The sequence below is a fragment of the Streptomyces sp. NPDC058880 genome, assembly GCF_042742535.1.
In the GTDB taxonomy this organism is placed as follows: Bacteria; Actinomycetota; Actinomycetes; order Streptomycetales; family Streptomycetaceae; genus Streptomyces.
Genome location: NZ_JBHYMC010000021.1, coordinates 18023 through 40585 on the forward strand (window position 1 = coordinate 18023; position 22563 = coordinate 40585).

Here is a 22563-nt window from a genome sequence, read left to right on the forward strand (position 1 = left end):
CAATAGCCGGGTGAAGAAGTTCTCAGTGATCGGCATAGGCGCGGGCGACCCGGACCACCTGACCCTCCAGGCGGTCAGGGCGATCGGCGCGGCGGACGCATTCCTCATCCTGGAGAAGGGTGAGGAGAAGTCGGATCTGACCGGGCTGCGGCGCGCGATGCTCGACGCGCACGCCCGCCCCGGCCACCGGCTGGTGGAGGGCCGCGACCCGGACCGGGACCGGACGCCCGCCGAGTACGCCCCGACGGTGGACGGCTGGCGCAGCGCGCGGGCCGAACTCTTCGAGCGGTTCGTCGCGGAGGACCTGGCCGACGGCGAGACCGGGGCGTTCCTGGTGTGGGGCGACCCGTCGCTCTACGACTCCACGCTCGCGATCCTCGACGAGGTGCTGGAGCGCGGCCGGGTGGTCTTCGAGCACGAGGTCGTACCGGGCATCAGCAGCGTCTCCGCGCTCCTGGCGCGGCACCGGACCCATCTGAACCGGGTCGGGCGGCCGGTCCAGATCACCACCGGGCGCCGGCTGGCCGAGGGCTGGCCGGCCGGAGTGGACGACGTGGTGGTGATGCTGGACGCGCGGCACGCCTTCACCGCCCACCTGGACCAGGACCTCTACATCTACTGGGGCGCCTACGTGGGCACCCCCGACGAGATCCTGGTGCAGGGCAGGCTGGCGGAGGTCGCGGGGCACATCGAGGAACTGCGGACCGAGGCCCGCGCCCGCAAGGGCTGGATCATGGACACCTACCTGCTCAGGCGCCCCTGAGCAGCAGGCCGGGCAGGGCGGCGGCGAGGCGGGCGTACTCCTCGGGGCGGTTGTAGATCTGCCCGCAGACCCGGATGCCGCCGCCGCCCGGCCAGGGCCAGATCAGCACCCGGATGCGCAGGCGCTCCGCGATCCGCTCGCGCAGCGCGCGGGCGTGCTCCGGGGTCTCGGCGACACCCGGCGGCAGGCGCAGGGAGCGCATGGCGAGGCCGTCGGTGTGCGGGAGCGCGGCGAGCCCCGGGATCTCGCCGAGCAGCGCGGCGCCGTGGGCGGCGAGGGTGCTGTTGTGGGCGCGGACCTTGGCGGCGTCGAGGGCTTCGATGAGGTCGAGTCCGTCGGGGGCGGCGAGCCAGCCGGTGTAGTCGGCGGTGGCGCGGTTCTCGACGGAGCGCGGGAAGCCGTGCCCGTCCTCCCAGGAGGCGACGAGTGCCCGGACCCGGTGGCGGTGCTGGGGGGCGACGGCGAGCAGGGCGGTGCCGGACGGGGCGTAGCCCCATTTGTGGAGGTTGCCGAACCAGAAGTCGGCACCGGTGCCGAGCGGGTCCGCGAGCATGCCCGGTGCGTGGGCGCCGTCGACGACGGTGGTCACGCCGCGCTCGCGCAGTGCGGCGACCAGGCGGGGCGAGGCGATGACCCGGGCGGTCGGCGAGCTGACGTGGTCGAGCACCGCGACCCGGGTACGCGGCGTCAGCGCGGCCAGCACGGTCTCGCGCACGGCGTCCTCGTCGGGCAGGGCGGGGTCCAGGGCGACGGTGGTGACCGGGGCGCGGCGGGCGGCGGCCGCGGTGACGGTGCCGTAGCCGTGGTCGGTCACCAGGATCTCGTCGCCGTGGGCGAGCGGGACGGCGCCGAGGGCGAGATGGGCGCCTTCGGTGGCATTGGCGATGAAGGCGAGGCCGTCCGCGTCGGCGGCGAGGTGCGCGGCGATCCGAGCGCGGGCCTGTTCCAGGCGGTCCGGCAGGGCGGTGAAGAAGGCGTCGGGGTCGGCGTGCGCCTCGGCCCGCAGCAGGGCCTGGGCTTCCTGTACGGGCACGGGGACCGCGCCGAACGAGCCGTGGTTGAGGTGGGCGACGCGGGCGTCGAGGCGGAAGAGGGCGGGCCCGCCGGGGAACTCCCCCGGCTGCGGGCGGCCTGCGGGCGGCTCGGCGGGGCGTTCGGCGGGACGTGTCGTCTCGGTCACGGAACCTCCGGGTGCGGCGCGGCTGTCGCCCGGATCATCTCCCGCCGGTCTCGCGGACCGGAAGACCACGGCCCCCGGCGGGGCCGGAACGCTACGGCCCCGCCGGGGGGGCCGGCGGCCGCCTGCGCAGGGCAGGTGCCCGACCGCGGGCGTGCCGGGCGGCTGGGTGCGCAGCCGGTCCGGCCCGGGCGGGCCGCGGCCGCGCCGCCGGGCCGGGGCAGACAGCCCGGAGCTGAGGCCCGGGCGGTCGGCAGCCGCTGCCGCGGCTTACGGTTCGCGGCCGCTGGTCGCCGCGTAGTACTGGAGGTCCTGCACCTCCACCGTGTGATCCGCCCGGTAGGGCAGGTCCACCTTCGCCGTCGCCCTCCCGTCGCGGACCACGTGGGCCGCGCTGGTGCCCGTCCTGAGCGGCAGCAGTGCGGAGTGGATCCCGGCGGGGGCGTCGTGGCTGTCCTGCGCCGTGCCGACGGTCGTGCGCACGGTCGCGGGTGAGGTGAGGAAGCTGAGGACCTCCACCGTGTCGCGGGCCGGTGCGCTTCCCTTGCGCAGCGACATCACCAGCGACTGGTCGCCGGTCGGGTCGGCGTCCGCGAACTGCGTGCGCGAGGTGAGGTACAGGGTGTCCCGGACGACCTTCGGCCAGCCGCCCGTCTTGAACCGGGTCAGGTAGTAGGAGGTCAGGTCGAGGTAGGCGTGGCCGTTGTGCAGCGAGGGCGCGAACTGGCTGCCCTCGGAGTAGTCGTTCCACGTGGTGAGCTGGACCCAGTCGGCGCCGTCCTCGATGGCGCGCGTCCATGTGGCGCGCAGGGTCGCCGTGTTGCCGGCCTCGTCGTAGATGCCCTGGTTGGGGCGGGCGTCCTGGACCGACACGGGCTGCATCCAGATCTTGCCCATGCCGTGGGCCCGCCGGACGTCGCGCGTGGAGCTCTCCTGGCCGGTGTAGCTGCGGCTGCCCCACTCGGAGAAGCCGTGGCTGATCGGGGCGAACTCGCCGGTGTGGGCGCCGAAGTCGAGGAAGAGCGGGACGAAGGCGGTGCGGATGCCGTGGTCGGCCTTGAGGACCCGGATGACCTCCGTCCACCACGTCACGCTCTTCGCCTCCGCCTTGAAGGGGGAGACGACGAGTCGGCCGTCGGGGAGCCGGTGTGCGGCGGAGGCGTCGGCGAGCGTGGCGAGCGCCTCGGCGAGCACGCGGGGATCGTCGGTCTTCAGCGAGGTCATGTCCGGCATGAGCATGATCTTGAAAGCGGGGTCCACCGAACGGGCCGCCGCCATGAGCAGGTTGGCGCGGTCCCAGTTCTTGCCGGAGAGGGAGAGCAGGTCGAGGGTGAAGCCGTCGATGCCGGCGTCCCGCGCCGTGCGCACCTCCTGCTGGAGGTTGGCGTACTCCCAGTCGCCGCCCTTGGGCGTGACGGGCAGCGGGCGGTCCCGCAGCAGGCCGCCGTACCTGCCGTGTTTGCCGCTTTCCCCATCGGGGTCGAGGTAGTTGCGGGTGTAGTAGTCCTTGTCCGCGTCCGCATTGTCGAGGGAGAGCGGGTACGGGGTGAAGTAGTGGGCGAAGACCAGCTTCCCGCCCGCTCGGCCGGAGCGCAGCGCGGCCGGGCGGGGCATGTCGAAGGGCAGGGCGCCGGCGGGGCGCGCCGCTCCGGAGTCCACCGCTCCCCCGGAATCGCCGTCGGCCGCCGGGCGCCGGGTGGGCGGGGGGCTCTGCTGCGGCTGCGCCGGGGTCGGGTCGCCCGCGCCGGGTGGGAAGCCGGGTCCGGTGGACTGCGGGGCGGAGGCGCCGCGGACCGTGGTGTTCTGTTCGGGGGCGCCGCCGAGCGGGTCCCAGGCGATGCCGGTGGCCGCGCAGACACCGACGACGAGGAAGCCGGACAGGAGCAGGGCCAGCAGCGGCCGGCCGCCCCGGACGGCCGGCCGGCGCCGGTGCGACACGGGGCGTGCCGCCCGGTCCGCGCCGTGCGCTCTGCGTCGTGCTCGCCGGTCCGTGCGCCGGTCCGCTGTCATCGTGGCCCCTCCCGCGAATGCACCCCGGTGGGGGCTGGACAGCAGTAGAGCCCATCCCCGGCTTCCGGACAAGCGTTCGCCGGGGTCGGGGACCGTGCACGTACGTCACGGGGACGACGGGAACTACGCCGACCGCCGGTTCTGCCGGCGCGGGCGGCGCGGGCGGCGGGGGCGACGGGGACGGCGGCGGCGCGTCTCCGGGACCGGCGGCGACCCGCCGGGCCGCGGGAGGGGGCGGTCTGACCTGGGCGGCAACGGACCGCCGGATCGGAATGCGACATTCCCCTAGCGATACTGCGCAAGTGGCGCATAATCGTCGTCACGCGAGCGAAAGATCCCTGGGGTACGGCCGCACGTGGTCACGCATGCAATGGGGGGCATCGTGCCGATGAGGGAATCGGGGTCGGCCGGAAGGCTCCCGGCGACGTCCGCCGAGATGTCCCGGCTGCTCACCGCCGTCCGGCGGGGACGGGTGCTGACGGTGGCGGGCGGATTCCGCGAGCCGCGGAGCCTGCTGGTACGGGAGATCGCCCGGCGGCTGGCGTCCAACTTCTGCGACGGGGTGGCGGTCGTCGACCTCGACCCGCTGGAAGGCGGCTACGGCGTCCGCGAACTGACGGCCGAGCTGGGCTCCGTACCCGGCGTACCTGCGCCGCCGCCCTGCGGGACGACGAGGTACGCGGCGTCCTGGCTGGCCGAGCGGGACATGCTGCTCGTCCTGGACGGCACCGAGCAGCTCGGCCAGGACGCCCTGGCCTGGCTGCGCACCCTGCTGACCGTGGCCCCGGGGCTGCGGATCCTGGCCGCCGGACGGTCCCCGCTGGCATTCGACCAGGAACGCATCCACCGGCTCTGAGCCCGGGGCCCTGGGGCCCGGTCCTCCCGGGCGGACCGGGCTGCACAAACGGCTCCGCCACAACGGGACCGCGCACACGGGACCGCGAACACGGGACCGCCCCGGCCGGGCACAGGGCCCGGCCGGGGCGGAGCGCGTCAGCGGACGTCAGCCGAGCAGGCCGAGCGCCTCGTTGAGGGTCGCGGACGGGCGCATGATCGCCGCGGCCTTGGTGGTGTCGGGCTGGTAGTAGCCGCCGATGTCGGCCGGGGAACCCTGCACCGCGATGAGCTCGCCGACGATGGCCTCCTCGCGCTCGGCGAGGGTCTTGGCCAGCGGCTCGAACGCCGCGGCCAGCTTCGGGTCGTCGATCTGGCGGGACAGCTCCTGCGCCCAGTACAGGGCGAGGTAGAAGTGGCTGCCGCGGTTGTCGATGCCGCCCAGCTTGCGGCTCGGCGACTTGTCCTCGTTGAGGAAGGTGCCGGTCGCGCGGTCCAGGGTGTCGGCCAGCACCTGGGCGCGGGCGTTGCCGGTGGTGGTCGCGAGGTGCTCGAAGCTGGCCGCCAGCGCGAAGAACTCGCCCAGGCTGTCCCAGCGCAGGTAGTTCTCCTTGACCAGCTGCTGGACGTGCTTCGGCGCGGAGCCGCCGGCACCGGTCTCGAAGAGCCCGCCGCCGTTCATGAGCGGGACGACCGACAGCATCTTGGCGCTGGTGCCCAGCTCCAGGATCGGGAAGAGGTCGGTCAGGTAGTCGCGCAGCACGTTGCCGGTCACCGAGATGGTGTCCTCGCCGCGGCGGATGCGCTCCAGGGAGAACTTCGTGGCCTCGACCGGGGAGAGGATCTCGATGGTCAGACCCTCGGTGTCGTGGTCCGCGAGGTACGTCCTGACCTTGGCGATCAGCTGCGCGTCGTGGGCGCGGGTCTCGTCGAGCCAGAAGACGGCCGGGGCGCCGGTGGCGCGGGCCCGGGTGACGGCGAGCTTGACCCAGTCCTGGATCGGCAGGTCCTTGGTCTGGCAGGCGCGGAAGATGTCTCCGGCGGCGACCTCCTGCTCGATGATCGCGTTGCCCGCGGCGTCGACGACGCGGACGGTGCCCGCGGCGGCGATCTCGAAGGTCTTGTCGTGGCTGCCGTACTCCTCGGCCTTCTGGGCCATGAGGCCGACGTTCGGCACCGAGCCCATGGTGGCGGGGTCGAAGGCGCCGTTGGCGCGGCAGTCGTCGACGACGACCTGGTAGACACCGGCGTAGCTGCTGTCCGGGAGGACGGCGAGGGTGTCGGCCTCGTTGCCGTCGGGGCCCCACATGTGCCCCGAGGTGCGGATCATGGCCGGCATGGAGGCGTCGACGATGACGTCGGACGGCACGTGCAGGTTGGTGATGCCCTTGTCGGAGTCCACCATGGCGAGGGCCGGGCCCTCGGCGATCTCCGCATCGACAGAGGCCTTGATGGCGTCGCCGTCGGGCAGGGAGCCCAGACCGTTCAGGATCGCGCCGAGGCCGTCGTTGGGCGACAGGCCGGCGGCGGCGAGGGTCTCGCCGTAACGGGCGAAGGTCTTCGGCAGGAAGGCGCGGACCACGTGGCCGAAGATGATCGGGTCGGAGACCTTCATCATCGTGGCCTTGAGGTGCACCGAGAACAGGACGCCCTCAGCCTTGGCGCGCCCGATCTGGTCGTTGAGGAAGGTGCGCAGCGCGTCGACGTGCATGACGGACGCGTCGACGACCTCTCCGGCGAGGACCGGGACGGACTCGCGCAGCACGGTGGTGGCGCCGTCGGCGGCGACGTGCTCGATGCGCAGGGTGCCGGCCTCGGCGACGACGACGGACTTCTCGGTGGAGCGGAAGTCGTTCGCGCCCATGGTGGCGACGTTCGTCTTCGACTCGGTGGTCCAGGCGCCCATGCGGTGCGGGTGCGTCTTGGCGTAGTTCTTGACCGAGCCGGGGGCGCGGCGGTCGGAGTTGCCCTCGCGCAGAACCGGGTTGACGGCGCTGCCCTTGACCTTGTCGTAGCGGGCGCGGACGTCGCGCTCCTGGTCGGTCTTCGGGTCGTCCGGGTAGTCCGGGAGGGCGTAGCCCTGGCCCTGGAGCTCGGCGATCGCGGCCTTCAGCTGCGGGATCGAAGCCGAGATGTTCGGAAGCTTGATGATGTTGGCTTCCGGGGTCTTCGCCAGCTCGCCGAGCTCGGCGAGGGCGTCGGCGATCCGCTGGCTCTCCTCGAGGTACTCGGGGAACACGGCGATGATCCGACCGGCCAGGGAGATGTCACGGGTCTCGACGTTCACACCGGCCGTCGACGCGTACGCCTGGATCACAGGCAGGAAGGAATACGTCGCGAGGGCCGGGGCCTCGTCAGTGTGCGTGTAGATGATGGTCGAGTCAGTCACCGGATGCTCCGCTCCACAGTCTGCGTCTCTCGTCTGCAACATTGCTCGACATCAAGATATCTCGTGTTCGGGCCGGTCAGCACAGCCCCCGGCCGCCAGGGGGAGAGACGCATGTCACGCGGCCGGCGCGCGGCACCGGACCGCTCCCCCGAAATGCCGCGAGCGCCGCCCCGGGCTGTTCCCAGCCGGGGCGGCGCTCGGGCACATCAAGCCCTGACCGGGCCTGCACGCCTGATCAGGCGGCGAGGACCTTCGGGTCCTGGCCGTACTCGTTCGGCTGCTGCTGGCCGGCGGTGGCCAGCAGGACGATCAGCCAGATGAAGCCGACGAGCGGAACGAAGGAGATGAGGACCCACCAGCCCGACTTGCCGGTGTCGTGCAGGCGGCGGACCGTCACACCGAGGTTCGGGAGGAGGGTGCCCAGCGCGTAGAGCATGTACAGCCACGGGGAGGTGCCGAGGACGGCGTCCAGGATCGAGACGATGATCAGCGCGGCGAGCTGGAAGAGGAAGAACATCCAGTACTCCTGGCGGCGCGCGCGGCCGGAGAAGTCGGCGTACTTCTTCAGAACGTCGAGGTAGTAGTTCACGGGTCCCCCCAGAGGACGGTTGGTTCGGCCCGTCCTGCTGGAGCAAGCCGGGGCAGAACTTATGCCCCCCTTACGTCGAGGTCAAGCCACTTCCAGGGACGCCACATTGGGCCGGACCGCCCGATTTCCGGCACCGGGGCCACGGATTCGGGACACCGTCGCGGCGCCATGTCCCGCAACGTCCGAAACGTCGCCATGCAAGGCCTACTTGCCACCCCGTGCGCCGCCCCGATCGTTACCCACATCGTTACCACGTCGCGACACCGCGGACGGCCTTCGGGGGCGCGGTCGCGGTGCCGCCCCGGGTCCGCTCCGGCGGCGGCGATTCCTCGGGCCGTGTCAGAGCCAGCCGTTGCGGCGGAAGCCGCGGTGGATGGCGAAGCAGGCGAGCGCCATGACGCCGAGGACGAGCGGGTAGCCGTACCTCCAGTGCAGTTCCGGCATGTGCTCGAAGTTCATGCCGTAGACCCCGCAGACCATGGTGGGGACCGCCACGATGGCCGCCCATGCCGTGATCTTGCGCATGTCCTCGTTCTGGGCGACCGTCACCTGCGCGAGGTGGGCCTGGAGGATGGAGTCCAGGAGGGTGTCGTAGGCGCCGATCTGCTCGGTGGCCCGGGTGACGTGGTCGGCCACATCCCTGAAGTACGCGCGGATCTCCGGCGGGACGACCGGTATCGGCTGCGTGGCAAGCTGTTGGAGCGGGCGGCCCAGCGGGGCCATCGCCCGCCGCAGTTCGAGGAGTTCGCGCTTGAGCTGGTAGATCCGGCCGGCATCGCCACGGCCTCCGTTCTCGCTGAACACCGCCGTCTCCACGGCATCGATGTCGTTCTGCACGGCGTCCGTGACGGCCACGTAGTCGTCGACCACGTGGTCGGCCATGGCGTGCAGGACCGCCGCGGGCCCCAGGAGCAGCTGGTCCGGGGCGGCTTCCAGCTGCTCGCGCACCGGCCCCAGCGTGCTGCGGCCGCCGTGCCGGATGGTGACGACGAAGTCCTGGCCGGTGAAGGCCATCAGCTCGCCGGTCTCCACCACCTCGCCGCCCGCGGTCAACTCCTCGCGCCCCAGGTAGCGCACGGTCTTGAAGACGGAGAACAGCGTGTCGCCGTAGCGTTCCACCTTGGGCCGCTGGTGCGCGTGCACGGCGTCCTCGACGGCCAGGGGGTGCAGGTCGAACAGCTCCGCGAGCCCGGCGAGCTCCGACTGCGACGGCTCATGCAGGCCGATCCAGACGAAACCGTCGCCCGTCTTGCGGACCCGGCGCAGCGCCTCCCCGGCGTCCGCGCAGTCCGCCTCCCGCACACCGTCCCGGTAGACCAGGCAGTTGACGACCGCGCTGCCGAGGGGGGAGCGGGCGGGGTGGCTGAGGTCGACGGTCCGCCGGTAGCCGCGGCGGACGACCCGGCGCAGGTTGCTGAACTTGAACAACGCCCCCACTCACCTTCCCCTGATCAGCGGCCAGTCTGCCACCGGCGCCGGACGGCCGGCTCGCGCCGGGGCCCCCGCCCGGCCGCCGCCCGCCGACCGCCGGCCCCTCCAGCGGCGTTTCAGACCCGGTTCAGACCCGGTTCAGACCCGGTCGATGAACACACTGGTCGACTTCACCCGCGCCGTGGCCCGCGCACCCACCTCCAGGCCGAGCTCCTCCACCGCCTCCCGCGTCAGCAGCGACACGATGCGGTGCGGGCCGGCCTGGATCTCCACCTGCGCGTCGACGGTGCCGAGCTTCACCCCGGTGACGATGCCCGGGAAGGCGTTGCGCGCCGAGGTGTACGGGGCCTCCTCCCCCTCGCCGCCCTCCTGCGCGGCCTCGACGCAGAACGCGGCCAGGTCGGGCCCGTCCACCATCCTGCGGGTGCCCTCGCGGCGGGTGGGGAAACGTTCGGCGTCCGCCCAGCGCCGGGCCGTGTCGACGCTGACGCCGAGCAACCGGGCCGCCTGGCCGATCGTGTAGGACTCCATGGCCGGCAAGCCTATGCGGTGCCCCGGCGCTCAGGGCGTGGGGCTGCGCAGCGCCTCCGCGGCCGCTGCCGCGACCACGTCCGCCACCGTCGAAAGGGCCGGGGAGTCCAGCTTCCACTGCTGCCAGTACAGCGGTACGTCCAACGGCCGTCGGGGCGCCACCAGCACCAGATCCCCGGTGCGCACGAGCGGGCCCGCCTGTTGTTCGGGCACCAACCCCCACCCCAGCCCCGCGACGACCGCGTCACGGAAACCCTCCGATGTCGGCACGTGGTGCCGCACCGGCCCCGCGCCCGCCGTGGCGTCCCCGGTCAGCGAGCGGACGAAGATGTCCTGGAGGTCGTCCTTGCGGTCGAAGACGATCGTCGGCGCCCTGCGCAGGTCCCGCTCCGGCGTGCCCGCCAGGTACCGGGCGGCGAACGCCGGGCTCGCCGTCGGCAGGTACCGGGCCAGGCCCAGCATGCGGACGCTGCACCCGGCCACCGGGTCCGGGGACGAGGTCACCGCGGCCATCACCTGCCCCTCGCGCAGCAGCGCCGTCGTGTGCGCCTCGTCCTCGCGGCGCAGCTCGATGCAGACCGGCGGATCCTGCGGGACGTGCGTGAGGGCCGGCAGGAACCACGTCGCGAGGGAGTCCGCGTTCACCGCGATCGGCAGGCGCACCGGGCCTCCCGCGTCGGCCATGCCCAGGTCGGCGCGCGCGTCCCGCTCCAGCCGGGCCAGTTGCCGGGCGAAGCGGACCACCACCTCCCCGGATTCCGTAGCCCGCACCGGCTTGGTCCGCATCAGCAGCACCCGCCCGGTGCGCTGCTCCAGGGCCTTCACCCGCTGGCTGACCGCAGAGGGCGTCACGTGCAGGGCGGCCGCCGCCGCGTCGAAGGTGCCCTCGTCCACCACGGCGAGCAGCGTGCGCACCTGGTCCAGGGGAAGCTCGTCCATCACAACGGCTAATGGTACGTAAAAATCTTTAGCTGTACTGAACGACGCAGGCTGCCTACGGTCGGAGCCATGACACACGGCATCACCACCGCGGCCCTGGCCGGCTTCGGCACCGGACTCTCCCTCATCGTCGCCATCGGCGCGCAGAACGCCTTCGTCCTCCGTCAGGGCGTGCGCCGACACGCGGTGCTCGCCGTGGTCGCCATCTGCGCGCTGTCCGACGCGCTCCTGATCGCCCTAGGCGTCGCCGGCGTCGGGGCCTTCGTCACCGCCTGGCCGGCCGCGCTGACCGTCGTGGGGCTGGCCGGGGGGAGCTTCCTCGTCTGCTACGGAGTACTCGCCGCCCGCCGGGTGCTGCGACCCACCCCCGGCGCCGCCCTCACCGCGGAGGGGGCAACCTCCGGATCCGCCCGCCGGGCCGTGCTGACCTGCCTGGCCATGACCTGGCTCAATCCGCACGTCTACCTGGACACCGTGCTACTCGTCGGCTCCCTCGCCGCCGACCGCGGCGACCTGCGCTGGGCCTTCGGCCTCGGGGCGGGCCTGGCGAGCCTGACCTGGTTCACCGGCCTGGGCTACGGGGCCCGGCTGCTGAGCGGCCTGCTGGCCCGTCCCTCGGCCTGGCGGGTCATGGACGGGCTGCTCGCGGCAACCATGGTCACGATGGGCGGCCTCCTCCTGGCCCGTGCGTGAGTCCCGGCTGCGCCGCGCGGGCCGGTCCCCGTACCGGACCCGGCATGCCGAAACCGCCCCGGGTCCCGGGCCCGGCATAGTCTCCTGCCGACGCCCCGAGTCCCAGGAGACCGCCCGTGCCCGACCGCCCCTCCCCCGACGCGGTGCACGCGTACGACGCCGACCGGCCGGCGCCGCTCGTGACCGCCACCGGGATCGTCCTGGACACCCACGGGCGGGTCCTCGTGCTCACCGGCTCGTACCAGACCGGTCCGGAGCTGCCGGGCGGCAGGGTGGAGGACACCGAGACGCCGGAGCAGGGGCTGGCCCGCGAGCTGTGGGAGGAGCTGGACCTCGGCGCCCCGGTGGGCCGGCTGCTGGCGGTGGACTCCAGGCCGCCGGGCCCGCTCGGCCGCTCCCTGATCGTGCACGTCCACCTCGTCGGGCCGGTCGCGCCCCCGGAGGCCATGGGGCTCTCCTCCACCGACGGCGGGATCACGCAGGCCCGCTGGCTGCGGCCGGAGGAGGCCTGCGCGGTCCTGCCCGCCCGGGCCGCGACCCGGCTGCGCGCCGGGCTGGCCGCCCTGTACGCCGGCTCCTTCGCCCACCTCGTCGACGGTGTACCCCACCCCGGCTCGCCGGCCGGCCTGGATCCGGCCCGGCGCGCGGCCCTGGAACACGCGGGCGTGCTCGACGCGGCCAGCCACCGGGCCAGCCGGCCGAAGGCCCTGACCGCGGCCAGCGTGCTCTTCACCTCCGCCGACGGCCGGATCCTGCTGGTGCAGCCCGCGTACGGCCGCACCGACCGCTGGAACCTGCCCGGCGGCGGCATCGACAGCGACCTCGGCGAGATCCCGCGCGCCGCCGCCCGACGGGAGGTCCGCGAGGAGCTCGGCCTCGATCTGGCCCCGGGCCGCCTGCTCGCCGTGAACTGGTCGCACAAGCCGGGCCGTCCGGCCCGCATCCGCTTCCTCTACGACGGCGGCGTCCTCGACGCCCCGGAGCTGGCCCGGATCCGGTTGGACCCCGCCGAACTGCTGCAGTGGCGCACCGTCGCGCCCGACGAGCTCCGCACCCTGGTCAAGGGCGCGCTGCGGCGCCAGATCACCGCTTGCCTCGACGCCCGGGCCAGCGGTGCGGGACCGCTGGAGCTCCACGCGGGCCGCCTCTGACCCGGCCTGCGGGGCGGCAGGGCCCGGGTTACCGTCGGCGGCATGGACGGTGATCGCCGAGGGTGGCGCCAGTGCTTGCTCGGCGGGGCGGTGTTCGCGGTGTGCATGGCCGGCACCACGCTGCCGACTCCGCTCTACGGCCTGTACCAGGAGAAGTTCGGGTTCTCCGAGCTGATGGTGACCGTCGTGTACGCCGTGTACGCCTTCGGGGTCATCGCTGTGCTGCTGCTGGCGGGCAACGCCTCGGACGCCGTGGGCCGGCGGCCGGTGCTCCTGGCGGGCCTGGGCTTCTCCGCGGCCAGCGCCGTCTGCTTCCTGTGCGCCACCGCGACGGGCTGGCTGTTCGCGGGGCGGCTGTTGTCCGGGCTGTCGGCAGGACTGTTCACGGGGGCCGCCACGGTCTACGTCATGGAGCTGGCGCCGCCCGGCGGGTCCTCCCGGGCCACGTTCGTGGCGACGGCGGCCACCATGGGCGGGCTGGGTTGCGGCCCCCTGCTCGCCGGCGTGCTCGCACAGTACGCCCCCTGGCCGCTGTACCTGCCGTTCGCCGTGCACCTGTTCCTGGTGGCGGTGTCGGCCGCCGTCCTCCTGGGCCTGGACGAGACCGTACGGGAGCTGCGGCCGCTGCGCACCGTACGACCGGAGCGGCCCGGTGTGCCCCCGCAGGTGCGGTCGGTGTTCGGGCCGGCGGCGATCGCCGCGTTCGCGGGCTTCGCGCTGTTCGGGGTGTTCACCTCGGTCAGCCCGGCCTTCCTCGCGCAGTCCCTCGACGTGCACGACCGGGCCGTGAGCGGGCTGGTCGTCGCGCTGGCCTTCTTCGCCTCGACCGCCGGTCAGCTGGCGGTCGGGCGGGTCGGGGTGCGGCGGTCGCTGCCGCTGGGCTGCGCGGGGCTGCTGGCCGGGCTGGCGCTGCTGGCGGGCGCGCTGGTGTGGGACCTGCTGGCCCTGGTGGTGGCGAGCGCGCTGGTCGGCGGGGGCGGACAGGGGCTGGCCTTCCGCGCGGCGCTGTCGGCGGTCACCGCGGCCTCGCCGCCGGACCGGCGCGCGGCGGTGGTCTCGACGCTGTTCGTCGTGGCCTACGCGGGCATCTCCGTACCCGTGATCGGCGTAGGACTGCTGGTGGAACCGATCGGCCTGGAGGGCGCCGGCCTGGTGTTCATCGTGTGCATGGCCGCGCTGGTCGCGGCCGCGGCCGGCTACCTGCTGCGGCGGCCGGTGCCCGCGGACGCGTGAGCGCCGCGGGGCGCCAACACCGCCGCCCCGCGGCACGGAGCGGCGGGGCGGCGGTGTCGACGGGGCCGGGCGGGATCAGACCGCCGGGGCCGGGTAGGTCGGGTACTCCACGCCGGAGACGTGCTGGACCACGCGGATGACCTGGCACGAGTAGCCGAACTCGTTGTCGTACCAGAGGTAGAGGATCGCGTTGTCGCCGTCGACCTTGGTGGCGCCGGCGTCGACGATGGACGCGTGGCGCGAGCCGACGAAGTCCATGGAGACGGCGTCGGGGGCCGTGGTGAAGTCGATCTGACGCTTCAGCGGCGAGTTCAGCGAGACGTCGCGCAGGTGGTCGAGGACCTCCTCACGGGTGGTCTCGCGGCCCAGGCGCAGGCTGAGGATGGCGATCGAGACGTCCGGGACGGGGACGCGGATCGAGCTGCCGGTGATGGGGGCCTTGAGGTCCGGAAGTGCCTTCGCAACGGCGGAGGCGGCGCCGGTCTCGGTGATGACCATGTTCAGCGGCGCGCTGCGGCCGCGGCGGTCGGCCTTGTGGTAGTTGTCCAGCAGGTTCTGGTCGTTCGTGAACGAGTGGACGGTCTCGACGTGGCCGCGCAGCACGCCGTACTCGTCGTCCATGGCCTTCAGCGGCGGGACGATCGCGTTGGTGGTGCAGGACGCGCAGGACAGGATCCGCTCGTCCGGCTTGACGGTGTCGTGGTTGACGCCGTGCACGATGTTCGGGACGTCGCCCTTGCCGGGGGCCGTCAGGACGACCTTGTCGATGCCGGGGCGCAGGTGCTTGGACAGGCCCTCGCGATCGCGCCACTTGCCCGTGTTGTCGATGAGGATGGCGTCCTTGATGCCGTACGCCGTGTAGTCGACCTCGGAGGGGTCGTTGGCGTAGATCACCTTGATCGCGTTGCCGTTCGCGACGATGGTGCTGTTGGCCTCGTCCACGGTGATCGTGCCCTGGAACTGGCCGTGGATCGAGTCGCGGCGCAGCAGCGAGGCGCGCTTGACCAGGTCCTGGTCGCCGCCGCCGCGGACGACGATGGCCCGCAGGCGCAGGCCCTTGCCGGAGCCGGCCTTCTCGATGAGCAGACGGGCGACCAGGCGGCCGATGCGGCCGAAGCCGTACAGGACGACGTCGCGGCCCCCGCTGCGCGCCAGCTTGTTCTCGCCCGTGGCTCCGGCGACGGCCTGGGCGGTGAACTCCTCGACCGACAGGCCGTGGTCGTCGGCCTTGTAGGTGGCGGCGAGCATGCCGAGGTCGATCTGGGAGGGACCGAGGTCCAGCGCGGTGAGCGCCCGCAGGAACGGCATGGTCTCGGTGACCGACAGCTCCTCGCCGTCGATCTGCCGGGCGAAGCGGTGGGTCTTGAGGATGCTGACCACCGATTTGTTCACCAGGGAGCGGCTGTGGAGCAGGATGTTGACGTCCCGCTCCCGGTGCAGCTTCCCGATGATCGGGATCATCGCCTCCGCGATCTCCTCGCGGTGGTTCCAGTTGGTGAACGAGTCCTCGTTGACAGTCACAGGCTTTATCTTTCGAGCTAGGCGGCGCTCATATGCTAACCCCACGACTCATGGGCCGCTTGAGGGGTACCCGCGCGAGGGGACAATGCCCCGGTTCAGTCGGTTTCCGCCGGCTGTGCGACCCCGTTCAGAACCGCCCGCGCATCCTCAGCCCCATCGGGCGGCCGTCGGGGTCGACCAGGGCGCGGTGCAGCAGGCGGGCCACCGCCCACTGCCCCGCGGGCAGATGGTCCGGCGGGACGTAGCGGCGCAGCCGACCGGGCGGACGGGGGCCCCGACAGCCGCCCGCGTGCCAGGCGTCGAGCGCCGCGGCGGCCGCCCGGAAGGCCTCGAAGGCCTCGGCGGGGTCGCACAGCGACTCCTGCACGGACGACCGACGGTCCGCGCCGTCCCCGTCTGCAGCCGTGTCCGCGGCCGTGTCCGCAGCCGCCTCCGGGTCGCGGGCCAGGTCCGGGTCGGCGAGGTCGAGATGCTCGCGCATGAGCTTCAGGCGCAGCTCCCGGGCGAAGACGCGGGCTCCGTCGCCCAGGCCTCCCGGGTCGCGCGGAGCGCGCCGGTCCGCGCTCTCGTCGTGGACGGCGCAGCCCAGTTCGGAGTCGTGCGTCCACGAGCGGAGGTTGATGTTGTCGGACCCGACGCAGGCCCATACGTCGTCGATCACGCACACCTTGGCGTGGACGTAGACGGGGGTTCCGGCATGGTTCTCCAGCCCGTACACCGCGACCCGGTCGCCGCCGGCCCGGCGCAGCTCGGCCAGCGCGTCGATGCGCCCGATCAGGTTCATCGGCAGGGTGAGCCGCCCGTCCTGGTCGGGGAAGGCGGGGACGACGGCGACCATCCGCAGCCCCGGCTGCCGGCGCAGCGCCGCGGCGAATCCGGCCACCACCCGCGTCGACCACAGGTACTGGTCCTCCAGGTAGACCAGCGCCCGCGCCCGCCGCAGCGACTTGAGGTAGCCGCGGGCGATGCTCCGCTCGCCGTCGGGGGCGAAGGGATAGCCAAGGAGCAGGCGGTTCGGGTACGTCCGCAGCAGCTGCACCGTGTGGGTGCCGCAGGGCTCCGGATCGGGTGCCTGCGGCGGCAGTGGGTCCGCACTGACGTCCTCGCGGTGTGCCAGCTCGCGCAGCCGGGTGAGCGGGCTTCGGCTCAGCGGCGCCGGGTCCTCCCAGCGCTCGCGGAAGACGGCCTCGACATCACCGACCACCGGTCCGCGCAGGGCCAGCTGGACGTCGTGCCATGGCGGATGCGGCCCGTAGGCGGCGGCCAGGGGCAGCGACTGGCGGTCGCCGCGGTGCTCGGCATCGTCGTTGCGGTTGTGGCACAGGTCGATGCCTCCCACGTACGCGACGTCCCGCTCGGGGCGGCCCGGGTGGCGCAGCACCACCAGCTTCTGGTGGTGGGAGCCGCCGGGCCGGACGCGCATGTCGAGCAGGCATTCGCCGCCGGCCCGGGCGATCTCCTCGCCGAAGCGTCGGTTCTCCTCCTGGCTGAAGTGGAGGCCGTCCAGGTGGGAACGCCACAGCAGGCCCTTGACCAGGACGCCGCGCCGGGCCGCCCGGCACAGGACCGTGCCGATCTCGCTGCCGGGGCCGTCGAGCCGCTCGTCGGGGTCGCCGCGCCAGTCGGTGAACAGCAGCAGGTCGCCCGCGTGCATCGCCTCGACCGCCGCCAGGAGCTCGGCGAAGTACGGGGCGCCGTGGACCAGCGGCCGGGCCTCGTTGCCCCAGGACCACGGCGAGCCGTCCGGGCGCCGGTCGTCCAGGCGCGTCGCGGGATTGCCGCGTTCGCCGCGCACCAGGAGCCACCGCACGCGGGTCACCGGGACGGCCCCTCGTCCTCGTCGACACGGTCGACGAGGATCATCGCGACGTCGTCCTCCAGCCGGCCCTCGGCGTGCCGGACCAGCGCCTGGCACAGCCGGTCCAGGAACTCCCGGGGGCTGCGGTCGGGCATCGCCTCGACGGCCTCGGGGAGGGCGAAGAACGCGTTCTCCCGGTCGCGGGCCTCATTGACGCCGTCGGTGTGCAGCAGCAGGCGGTCGCCGGGCAGGAAGGGGTAGCTTTCCCTGGTGCCGGGAGGGCCGGCGATGAACTCGCCGAGGCCCAGCGGCGGCAGCGGCGTTCCGGGCATGAGTGCCCTGACCCTTCCGTCGCGCAGCAGCAGCGGCGGCGGATGGCCGCGGTTGACCACCTCGACCACGTGCCCGTCCGGCACCTGGGCCACCACCGCGGTCACGAACCCCTCCACGAGCGCCTCCTCGTCGACCGCGCCCGGCACGGCGGCGTCCCGGCGCAAGGCCGCCTCGCAGTGCCTGACGACGTCGACCAGATCGTGCTCGTAGTGCACGGCCTCCCGGAAGGCGCCCAGCACGGCCGCGGCCGTGCGTACGGCGGGCAGGCCCTTCCCCCGGACGTCGCCCACGATCATCCGGATCCCGTACCGGGTCTCCATGGCCTCGTACAGGTCCCCGCCGATCTGCGCGCCCTTCTCGGCCGCCACGTACAGGCTGGCCGCGCGGAGCGGGCCCAGCCGCTCGGGGACGGGCCGCAGCAGGACCCTCTGGGCTGCCGAGGCAATCCGCCGGACCTGGCTCAGCTCGTTCGCGCTGCGCGCCCGGGCCATCCGGCTGGTGGTGGCGCTGGCCAGCGCCACCAGGAAGAGGGCGATGAAGTTGCTGTAGACCTGCTGACTGCCCCAGGCGTGGTTGTACGTGGCCGTGGCCACGCTCACGGCCACGGCCAGGCCGGCCGCGGCCAGGGTGCCCGCGGGGCCCATCGTCACCGCGGCCAGCGCGGGCGTGGCGACCAGGAAGGGGCCTGTGTAGAGAACGTGTGCGGGCGTGAACTCGATGGCCAGCACCAGGAGCGCGATCGCGAAGGGCACGCACTTCGCGACGACGAAGAGGACCTGGTGGTGGCCGCCGCCTCCCGGTCCCGGAGAAGGCCGGATGGGCACCCGCATGCTTACAGACTGCGCCGCCGGTGGTCCTCGCCGCCACTCGCCGCGGCCGGCACGCGCCGCCGGCACCGCCCCCGCCCCCGCCGGTCGCGCCGCCGTACGGCCGACCTTGCGGCGTCCCGGGCGTGGCCCGGCAGCCCCGCGGGGAAGTCCTTGCCTACGCGCACAGGAGCAGAGGGGCGCGAGCCGCTCCGCTCCGGCTTCGACCGGATCGGATCAGCCGAGGAGCGACGGGTGGGCAGCAAACGACAGGTGGGCAGCAGATGAGCAACGGTCCCGCGGACGAACCCGCCGCCCCGCCCGGCGCCCGCCCCGGCCGCGACGGGCCCACGGTGTCGCGCGCCGAGTTCGATGACCTGTTCGCCTCGGTCAGGACCTGGGGCACGTGGTCCGCGGCCGACCGCGGCGCGTGGAACCGGGTCACCGGGGACCACGTGCGGCGGGCCGCCGCCCTGGTACGGTCCGGCACGACGGTGCAGCTGGGCCTGCCGTGGGACACCCGCGCGGGGCCGGACAACAGCAGGCCGGCCCTGCACTACATGTCCGACCTCGGCGATGTGGAGGCTCCGGAGCCGGCCACGCACAAGGACTTCATCGCCGCCGACTACCACGGCAAGGCCGTGAGCCACCTGGACGCGCTGTCCCACGTCGCCTATCGGGGGCGGCTCTACGACGGCCGCCCGGCGCGGGAATCCGTGGACGCCGGGGGCGCCCGTTTCGGTTCGGTGGAGGCGCTCGGCCCGCTGGTCACCAAGGGTGTGCTCCTGGATCTGCCGGCCGTCCTGGGCGCCGCCTGGCTGGAGCCGGGCCACGCGGTCCGCGCGCGGGACCTCGTCACCGCGGAGCGGGCGCTCGGGGTGACGATCGACGAGGGCTGCGCGGTACTGCTGCGTTCCGGCCGCTTCCGCAGGCGCCGCGAGCGGGGCCCCTGGGACACCGGCACCGCGAGCGCGGGCTTCCACGTGGACGCCGTGCCGTTGCTGGCCGGGCGCGCGATCGCCCTGCTCGGCGCCGACGGAGACAGCGACGTGCGCCCCTCACCGGTGGAGGGCGTGCACTCCCCCGTCCACGCGCTGGCCGTCGCGGCCATGGGGGTGCCGCTCCTGGACAACCTGGACCTGGAGGCCCTGTCCGCCGCCTGCGCCGAGGCGGGCAGGCATGAGTTCATGATCGTCGTGTCGCCCCTGCGGGTGCCGGGCGGGACGGGCTCGCCGGTCAACCCGGTGGCGGTCCTGTGAGGTGGCGGGCCCATGCGGTGGCGGGCCCGCGGGGTAGCGGGCCCATGGGATAGCGGACCCGCGGGGAAGGGCCACGCTGCAAGAGCGGATCCTCGCCGCCCTATTGATTTAAAAGCGGAGGAATATACTCGAAAAGCATTCGCCCCGTGCGAACGTCCCGGCGCGGTAGGCGGCTCGGCAAGGGGAAGTGGTGCAGATGGGAGTCACGGGAGGCCGGATCAGCCCCGTACGCCCCCGTGAGCGGTTCCTGCTGGGCGAGTCCGTCGAGGGCAGCGTCCGCGGCCCCATCCTGAACTCGTGGCGGCGCAGCCGGATGCTGGGGCTCTCGCCCGAGCAGGCGGACCTCCCGTACACCGATGACTTCGACCCCGACAGCCGGCTCGTACGGGCCGCCGTGCCGGTCCTCGACCAGCTTCAGACCAGGTTCTCGGGCAGCCAGATGAACATCTCGCTCGCCGACGGGAACGGGACGGTGCTGCAGCGCCGGTTCGGGGAGCCCGCCCTCGCCGGCCGGCTGCCGCCGATCCAGAGCGTCCCCGGCTTCGTCTTCGCCGAGCGTTACGCGGGCACCAACGGCATCGGCCTCGCGCTCGCCGAGCGGCGGCTGTGCCAGGTCTACGGCGCCGAGCACTTCGCCGAGCGGTCTCAGTCGAACGCCTGCTCGGCGACTCCGATCCGCGACCAGTTCAGCGGCCACGTCGTCGGCGTCCTCTGCTTCGGATACCCGCGCAGCTACGAGGACCCGGCCCTGGCCGTCCTGGTCCGCCGGGCGGCGGAGTCCATCGAGCACCGCCTCGTGGAGCAGGGTTCGGAGCGCGAGCGCGCCCTGCTGCGGACCTATCTCGGGGCCAGGCTGCGCACCGGCGGCGAGGAACCCGGCGCCGACGACGGGCGGCTGATCGGACTGGAGGAGTTCACCGGCGGCGGGCTCGACCGGCAGGACCAGATGGTCCTCAAGGAGAAGGCGACGGATCTCATCTGCACCCCCCAGAGGGCCGCGGTCGAGGTCCCTCTGTCCCACGGACGGGCCGTCACCCTCTTGAGCAGCCCGGTCACCAGCGCCTCCGGCGTGGAGGGCGTGGTCGTCGAGGCCGTGCTCACCGGGGACTCCCCGCCGGCGCACCACCTCGCCGCCTCGAAGCCCACCGCTTCCGCTCTCGGGGCCCTGGCCCTCGCCGCGACGGAACGCGCCGAATCGCTGTCCTGGCACCTCGCCGGCCCGGCCGACGCCGGGTCCGCGGACTCCGGGAGCGCCGGCCCGGCCGACCCGCACGACGCGTCCCACCCGCCCGGCGCGGTCCGGGGCCTGGTGCTGGTGGGCGAGCCCGAGGTGGGCAAGTACGCCGTCGCCGCGCGCCGCCGACTGGAGCTGCTGGCCGAGGCCAGCAGCCGGATCGGCAGCACCCTGGACGTGAGCCGCACCGCCTGGGAACTGGCCGAGACCGCCGTGCCGCGCCTGGCCGACTACGTCACGGTCGACCTGCCCGGAGCCGTCCTGCGCGGTGAGGAGTCCGCCGACCCGGGGGCCGACCTGCGCCGCACGGTGGTCCACGGCATCCGCGACGACTGCCCCTTCCATCCCGTCGGCCATCAGGTGCGGCTGGACCCCGGCACCCCGCACATGCGCTGCCTCGAGGGCGAGCCGGCCGTTCTGGAGACGGGCCTCCAGGCCACCACCCCGGGCTGGATGATCCCCGGCCTCGACCATGCCCGGGGAATCCTGGCGCACCACATCCACTCCATGATCTGCGTCCCCCTGCTCGCCCGCGGCGTGCTCCTCGGGATCGCCACCTTCTACCGCTCCCAGGACCCGGCCCCCTTCGGGGACGACGACACCCGGCTGGCCCGGGAACTCGCGGCCCGCGCCGCCCTCTGCATCGACAACGCCCGCCGCTACACCCGCGAGCACACCCTGGCCCTGGCCCTGCAGCGCAGCCTGCTCCCGCGCGCCCTCCCCGAACAGGGTGCCGTGGAGGTCGCCCACCACTACCAGCCCGCCGAGTCCGGGGTGGGCGGCGACTGGTTCGACGTCATCCCCCTCTCCGGCACCCGGGTCGCCCTGCTCGTGGGGGACGTCGTCGGGCACGGGGTGCACGCCGCCGCGACGATGGGCCGACTGCGCATCGCCGCACGCAACTTCGCCGAGCTGGAACTGGCCCCGGACGAGCTGCTCACCCATCTGGACAACCTGCTGGTGCGGCTGGACCGGGAGGAGGACGATGCGAGCGCCACCGGCAGCACCGGCATCGTCGGGGCCACCTGCCTCTACGCCGTCTACGACCCCACGTCGCGGGTGTGCACGATGGCCCGGGCGGGCCACCCCCCGCCCGCACTGGTCCACCCCGACGGCGCCGTGGCCTTTCCCGAGCTGCCCGCCGGACCGCCCCTGGGCCTGGGCGGCCTGCCCTTCGAGACCGCCGAGTTCCGGCTCCCCGAACACAGCACGCTGGTCCTCTACACCGACGGGCTCGTGGACGGCCGCCACCGCGACGTCGACGTGGCGCTCGACCGGCTGCGCCACGCGCTGTCCCACCCGGACCGGAACCCGCAGGACACCTGCCGGGCCGTCATCGAGGCCGTGGCCCCCGACCATCCGGATGACGACATCGCGCTGCTCGTCGCCCGCACCCGTACCGTGCCCGCCGACCGGATCGCCACGTGGGACATGTCCCCGGACCCGTCCCTCGTCTCCGGCATCCGGGGCGCCGCGACACGGCAGCTCGCCGCGTGGGGGCTGGACGAACTCGGTTTCGCCGCCGAGCTGGTGCTCAGCGAGCTGGTCACGAACGCGGTCCGGTACGGCAGCGAGCCCATCCGGGTGCGGCTGATCCACGACCGGGCCCTGATCTGCGAGGTCTCCGACGGCAGCAACACCGCCCCGCACCTTCGGCGGGCCGCCGGCACGGACGAGGGCGGACGCGGCCTGTTCCTCGTCGCACAGCTCTCGCAGGCCTGGGGCACCCGGTACACCCCCCACGGCAAGGTCATCTGGGCCGAGTGCGCCCTGGACGCGGCATGACCGGGAATATCGGACATGAGCGAAATAGCCACGTAGCATCCTGACTGTTCCGCATCACAGCAAGACCTCCCCAGGCGGCCCCGGAGA

General features: G+C 73.5%; 17 protein-coding genes. 7 read left to right on the forward strand and 10 right to left on the reverse strand.

Annotated elements, in window-relative coordinates:
* Positions 1–10: 10 nt before the first annotated feature.
* Positions 11–763, forward strand: coding sequence for a precorrin-6A synthase (deacetylating) (gene cobF, locus ACFW2G_RS15060; protein ID WP_384455325.1), 753 nt, complete (start codon positions 11–13; stop codon positions 761–763).
* On the opposite strand, the gene ACFW2G_RS15065 is transcribed toward cobF, so the two are convergent.
* Both ACFW2G_RS15065 and ACFW2G_RS15070 read right to left on the reverse strand, forming a co-directional pair.
* Entirely contained in the window at positions 750–1943 is a 1194-nt protein-coding gene (locus tag ACFW2G_RS15065) for an aminotransferase class V-fold PLP-dependent enzyme (RefSeq protein ID WP_384580777.1), read from the reverse strand. The two genes, cobF and ACFW2G_RS15065, sit on opposite strands and share 14 nt — an antisense overlap.
* A 267-nt stretch (positions 1944–2210) precedes the next feature.
* Positions 2211–3950 carry a glycoside hydrolase family 71 protein gene (locus ACFW2G_RS15070; RefSeq protein WP_384580780.1) on the reverse strand — a complete coding sequence of 580 codons (1740 nt, stop codon included), beginning with the start codon at positions 3948–3950 and terminating at the stop codon, positions 2211–2213.
* Positions 3951–4332: 382 nt separating this feature from the next.
* Between ACFW2G_RS15070 and ACFW2G_RS15075 the strand changes: the two genes are divergently transcribed.
* Positions 4333–4806 carry a hypothetical protein gene (locus ACFW2G_RS15075; RefSeq protein WP_157840153.1) on the forward strand — a complete coding sequence of 158 codons (474 nt, stop codon included), beginning with the start codon at positions 4333–4335 and terminating at the stop codon, positions 4804–4806.
* 147 nt (positions 4807–4953) lie between these two features.
* On the opposite strand, the gene ACFW2G_RS15080 is transcribed toward ACFW2G_RS15075, so the two are convergent.
* From ACFW2G_RS15080 to ACFW2G_RS15100, 5 genes are all read right to left on the reverse strand, one after another.
* Positions 4954–7173 carry an NADP-dependent isocitrate dehydrogenase gene (locus ACFW2G_RS15080; RefSeq protein ID WP_384447674.1) on the reverse strand — a complete coding sequence of 740 codons (2220 nt, stop codon included), beginning with the start codon at positions 7171–7173 and terminating at the stop codon, positions 4954–4956.
* 235 nt (positions 7174–7408) lie between these two features.
* Positions 7409–7762, reverse strand: a complete 354-nt coding sequence (locus ACFW2G_RS15085) for a DUF805 domain-containing protein (RefSeq protein WP_037916152.1) — start codon at positions 7760–7762, stop codon at positions 7409–7411.
* Positions 7763–8101: 339 nt separating this feature from the next.
* On the reverse strand, positions 8102–9190 hold the full coding sequence (locus ACFW2G_RS15090; RefSeq protein WP_384447670.1) for a magnesium and cobalt transport protein CorA: 1089 nt from the start codon (positions 9188–9190) through the stop codon (positions 8102–8104).
* 141 nt (positions 9191–9331) lie between these two features.
* A complete protein-coding gene (locus ACFW2G_RS15095; RefSeq protein WP_037916148.1) occupies positions 9332–9724 on the reverse strand; it encodes a molybdopterin-binding protein in 393 nt (130 codons plus the stop codon).
* A 30-nt stretch (positions 9725–9754) separates the two neighbouring features.
* Positions 9755–10663, reverse strand: coding sequence for a LysR family transcriptional regulator ArgP (locus ACFW2G_RS15100; protein ID WP_037916146.1), 909 nt, complete (start codon positions 10661–10663; stop codon positions 9755–9757).
* 69 nt (positions 10664–10732) lie between these two features.
* Between ACFW2G_RS15100 and ACFW2G_RS15105 the strand changes: the two genes are divergently transcribed.
* The 3 genes from ACFW2G_RS15105 to ACFW2G_RS15115 all read left to right on the forward strand — a co-directional run bounded on the left by ACFW2G_RS15105 (position 10733) and on the right by ACFW2G_RS15115 (position 13740).
* Positions 10733–11356, forward strand: coding sequence for a LysE/ArgO family amino acid transporter (locus ACFW2G_RS15105; RefSeq protein WP_384447665.1), 624 nt, complete (start codon positions 10733–10735; stop codon positions 11354–11356).
* A gap of 116 nt (positions 11357–11472) precedes the next feature.
* Positions 11473–12507, forward strand: coding sequence for an NUDIX domain-containing protein (locus tag ACFW2G_RS15110; RefSeq protein WP_384447663.1), 1035 nt, complete (start codon positions 11473–11475; stop codon positions 12505–12507).
* Between the two features lie 42 nt (positions 12508–12549).
* Positions 12550–13740 (forward strand): MFS transporter, encoded by a 1191-nt coding sequence (locus ACFW2G_RS15115; RefSeq protein WP_384580782.1) that lies wholly within the window; start codon positions 12550–12552, stop codon positions 13738–13740.
* Between the two features lie 75 nt (positions 13741–13815).
* Here the strand turns inward: ACFW2G_RS15115 and ACFW2G_RS15120 are convergent, their stop codons facing one another.
* From ACFW2G_RS15120 to ACFW2G_RS15130, 3 genes are all read right to left on the reverse strand, one after another.
* A complete protein-coding gene (locus ACFW2G_RS15120) occupies positions 13816–15261 on the reverse strand; it encodes a glyceraldehyde-3-phosphate dehydrogenase (RefSeq protein WP_384580784.1) in 1446 nt (481 codons plus the stop codon).
* 127 nt (positions 15262–15388) lie between these two features.
* The gene (locus ACFW2G_RS15125) at positions 15389–17080 is read right to left on the reverse strand and encodes a phospholipase D family protein (protein ID WP_384580786.1); all 1692 of its coding nucleotides are present in this window, start codon (positions 17078–17080) and stop codon (positions 15389–15391) included.
* A complete protein-coding gene (locus ACFW2G_RS15130) occupies positions 17077–18222 on the reverse strand; it encodes a PP2C family protein-serine/threonine phosphatase (protein WP_384447654.1) in 1146 nt (381 codons plus the stop codon). The genes ACFW2G_RS15125 and ACFW2G_RS15130 overlap by 4 nt, the downstream gene beginning before the upstream one ends.
* 260 nt (positions 18223–18482) lie before the next feature.
* On the opposite strand from ACFW2G_RS15130, the gene ACFW2G_RS15135 reads away from it, so the two are divergent.
* Both ACFW2G_RS15135 and ACFW2G_RS15140 read left to right on the forward strand, forming a co-directional pair.
* A complete protein-coding gene (locus ACFW2G_RS15135; protein ID WP_384447651.1) occupies positions 18483–19457 on the forward strand; it encodes a cyclase family protein in 975 nt (324 codons plus the stop codon).
* Between the two features lie 196 nt (positions 19458–19653).
* Complete coding sequence (locus tag ACFW2G_RS15140; protein ID WP_384580788.1) at positions 19654–22476, forward strand: SpoIIE family protein phosphatase; 2823 nt, start codon at positions 19654–19656, stop codon at positions 22474–22476.
* The last annotated feature ends 87 nt before the right edge of the window (positions 22477–22563 follow it).

What these genes read in the sequence shown, in the direction of transcription:
- ACFW2G_RS15135 (WP_384447651.1), top strand. Translation starts at nt 18,483, where the DNA reads ATGAGCAACGGTCCCGCGGACGAACCCGCCGCCCCGCCCGGCGCCCGC.
- ACFW2G_RS15070 (WP_384580780.1), bottom strand. Translation starts at nt 3,950, where the DNA reads ATGACAGCGGACCGGCGCACGGACCGGCGAGCACGACGCAGAGCGCAC.
- ACFW2G_RS15105 (WP_384447665.1), top strand. Translation starts at nt 10,733, where the DNA reads ATGACACACGGCATCACCACCGCGGCCCTGGCCGGCTTCGGCACCGGA.
- ACFW2G_RS15095 (WP_037916148.1), bottom strand. Translation starts at nt 9,724, where the DNA reads ATGGAGTCCTACACGATCGGCCAGGCGGCCCGGTTGCTCGGCGTCAGC.
- ACFW2G_RS15100 (WP_037916146.1), bottom strand. Translation starts at nt 10,663, where the DNA reads ATGGACGAGCTTCCCCTGGACCAGGTGCGCACGCTGCTCGCCGTGGTG.
- ACFW2G_RS15140 (WP_384580788.1), top strand. Translation starts at nt 19,654, where the DNA reads ATGGGAGTCACGGGAGGCCGGATCAGCCCCGTACGCCCCCGTGAGCGG.
- ACFW2G_RS15115 (WP_384580782.1), top strand. Translation starts at nt 12,550, where the DNA reads ATGGACGGTGATCGCCGAGGGTGGCGCCAGTGCTTGCTCGGCGGGGCG.
- ACFW2G_RS15130 (WP_384447654.1), bottom strand. Translation starts at nt 18,222, where the DNA reads ATGCGGGTGCCCATCCGGCCTTCTCCGGGACCGGGAGGCGGCGGCCAC.